This window comes from Cryobacterium sp. TMT4-31 (genome assembly GCF_004403385.1).
GTDB classification, from domain to species: Bacteria; Actinomycetota; Actinomycetes; order Actinomycetales; family Microbacteriaceae; genus Cryobacterium; species Cryobacterium zongtaii.
Window position 1 is genome coordinate 1 of the sequence record NZ_SOGI01000050.1, and the last position, 2354, is coordinate 2354.

The window sequence follows — 2354 nt, forward strand, 5'->3', positions numbered from 1 at the left end:
TGGCGGATGAGCTGTTCGCCAAACTCGCGGCCGATGAGCCCTTCGCGCTCCCTGCTATCACGCCAGAAAGGCCCGCTGATGAACCTGCACCCGAAGAGATGGATGCGCCCGCGCCAGAGACACCCAGCGAACCGGCCGTACCCGCTCCGGAGGCAACCGTTCAGGCTTTGGATGGTCTGGCCGGACAAACTGCGCAGGATGAATCCTGTGCCCAAGCCTTCACCGGGTGACACTGCTGGCTCCGCGGGGCTCTGCAACTTGCCGCTTTACAAATAGGCTTCTGCGGGCCGCATCTCGTTGCGCCGCTCGGCGGCGAGACGCAGCGTCAGGCGGGGTCGCTAGAGTGCACTTCAGCACGCGAAGCGGACTCCGGCACGCACGGCGGCGGCGGCGCCGGAAAAATCTTGAAGAAAATCCCGGCCTAGCTGTCGATCCGGCGGCAGGATGTTCGTCGTAGTTAATGACGGAGCCGGACAGACCGGCCCGCGACCTAATGCAGGAGGCAGCTCCATGTCCCAGTACATAGTCCTCATCTACGAAGACCAGGCGCGCTACGCGACCATGTCGCCCGAGGCGTGGGGCGCGCTGGTCGACGCGCACAACACGTTCACCAAGCAGGTCTCCGAGCTCGGTGGGACCCTCACGGGCGGGGGAGCGCTCGCGCCCGTAACGACGGCCAAATCGATCAAGGGTGGCGGCACGGTGACGGACGGCCCGTTCGTCGAGTCCAAGGAGGCCTTCGGCGGCTACTACTCTTTCGAGGCGCGCGACCTCGACCACGCCGTCGAGATCGCCAAGCTCTGCCCAGCCCCCTTCGGCGGCGTCGAGGTTCGCCCGCTCGTGGACCCGACGACGAACCCGTTCTGATCGCTCCCAGCTTCGAGCCGACCGCGTCCGCCATGCTGGCGGACGCGGTCGCTGCCGCGCTGGCGCAGGCCCACCGCTCCGAGTGGGCCTTCGTGCTGTCCGCCACGGTGCGCGTCGCGGGCGACCTGGACGTCGCGGAGGAGTGCGCGCAGGAGGCGTACGTCAGCGCGCTGCAGGCTTGGACACGGGACGGCGTCCCGAAGCGGCCCGGTGCGTGGCTGACCACGGCGGCGCGGAACCACGCGCTGGACCGGTTGCGTCGCGAGGTCACCCTCCGGCGCAAGCTCCCGCTACTCGTGGAGCCGGCGACCGTCAATCCGCACGACCCGGCCGACCTGGACTGGCCCGACGCCGCGGTGCCGGACGACCGGCTCCGGCTGGTGTTCACCTGCTGCCACCCCACCCTCGCCCCCGAGGCCCGCGTCGCCCTCACCCTGCGCCTGGTCTGCGGCGTTCGCACGCCCGACGTCGCCCGGGCCTTCCTGGTTTCCGAGCCGACGATGGCGGCACGGATCACCCGGGCCAAGAAGAAGATCTCCGAAGCGCGGATCCCCTACCGGGTTCCGGGCCGGGCGGAGCTGCCCGAGCGCCTGGACAGCGTGCTCACCGCCGTCCACCTGCTCTTCAGCACCGGCCACACGGCCGGCGAGGGGGACGCGCTCGTCCGTGAGGAGCTCTGCGACCGGGCCCTGCACCTCGCGCGCACCCTTGCCGCGCTGCTCCCCGAGCAGGCCGAGACCCGCGGCCTGCTCGGCCTGCTGCTCCTCACCGACGCGCGCCGGGCCACCCGGACCGACGAGCAGGGCCGGCTGCTCCTGCTCGCCGACCAGGACCGGACGCGCTGGGACCAGCGCGCGATTCTGGAGGGGCTCACAACGACGGCCGGGGCGCTGGCGTCCGGCCCACCGGGGCGGTTCACCCTTCAGGCGGCGATCGCCGGCGTACACGCGATGGCGCCGTCCCTGGAGCAGACCGACTGGCCGCGAGTCGTGCACCTCTACGACCGGCTGCTGGCGGTGTGGAACACCCCGGTGGTCGCGCTCAACCGGGCCGCCGCCGTGGCGTTTGCCGACGGTCCGGCCGCCGCCCTGCCGCTCCTCGACGAGCTGGCGACCGATCCCCGGCTCGCCGACTACCCCTACCTTCCCGCCACCCGCGCCGACCTGCTGCGCCGCCTCGGCGACGCCGCCGGCGCGGCTCAGTCGTACCGGCGCGCGATGAAGCTCACGGCGAACGCTGCGGAGCGCGCCTTCCTGGAGCAGCGCCTGGCCGAGGTCAGCCGCGCTGCCGGGCTTTGAGCACCGCCCACTGATGGGAGGGCGGGTATCCGTCTGAGGATCCCTCACCGGGATGGCTTGCTGCATCCGGCCACTGGCGCCACGACTATGATCGCCACAGATCGCCACAGATCGCCACAGATCGCCACAGATCGCCACAGATCGCCACAGATCGCCACAGATCGCCACAGATCGCCACAGATCGCCACA

2 protein-coding genes and 1 pseudogene are annotated in these 2354 nt (G+C 70.8%); all 3 read left to right on the forward strand.

The features are described 5' to 3' along the window. A pseudogene (locus tag E3T19_RS19275) lies at positions 1 to 230 on the forward strand (hypothetical protein); the annotation flags it as partial. A 280-nt stretch (positions 231 to 510) separates the two neighbouring features. Continuing rightward, complete coding sequence (locus tag E3T19_RS11555; RefSeq protein ID WP_134408864.1) at positions 511 to 867, forward strand: YciI family protein; 357 nt, start codon at positions 511 to 513, stop codon at positions 865 to 867. A 32-nt stretch (positions 868 to 899) separates the two neighbouring features. Beyond that, complete coding sequence (locus E3T19_RS11560) at positions 900 to 2165, forward strand: RNA polymerase sigma factor (RefSeq protein WP_198418787.1); 1266 nt, start codon at positions 900 to 902, stop codon at positions 2163 to 2165. Positions 2166 to 2354 lie beyond the last annotated feature (189 nt).

Excerpts from the sequence above, each read along its gene's own strand:
- E3T19_RS11555 (WP_134408864.1), top strand. The coding sequence starts at position 511 with ATGTCCCAGTACATAGTCCTCATCTACGAAGACCAGGCGCGCTACGCG.
- E3T19_RS11560 (WP_198418787.1), top strand. The coding sequence starts at position 900 with ATGCTGGCGGACGCGGTCGCTGCCGCGCTGGCGCAGGCCCACCGCTCC.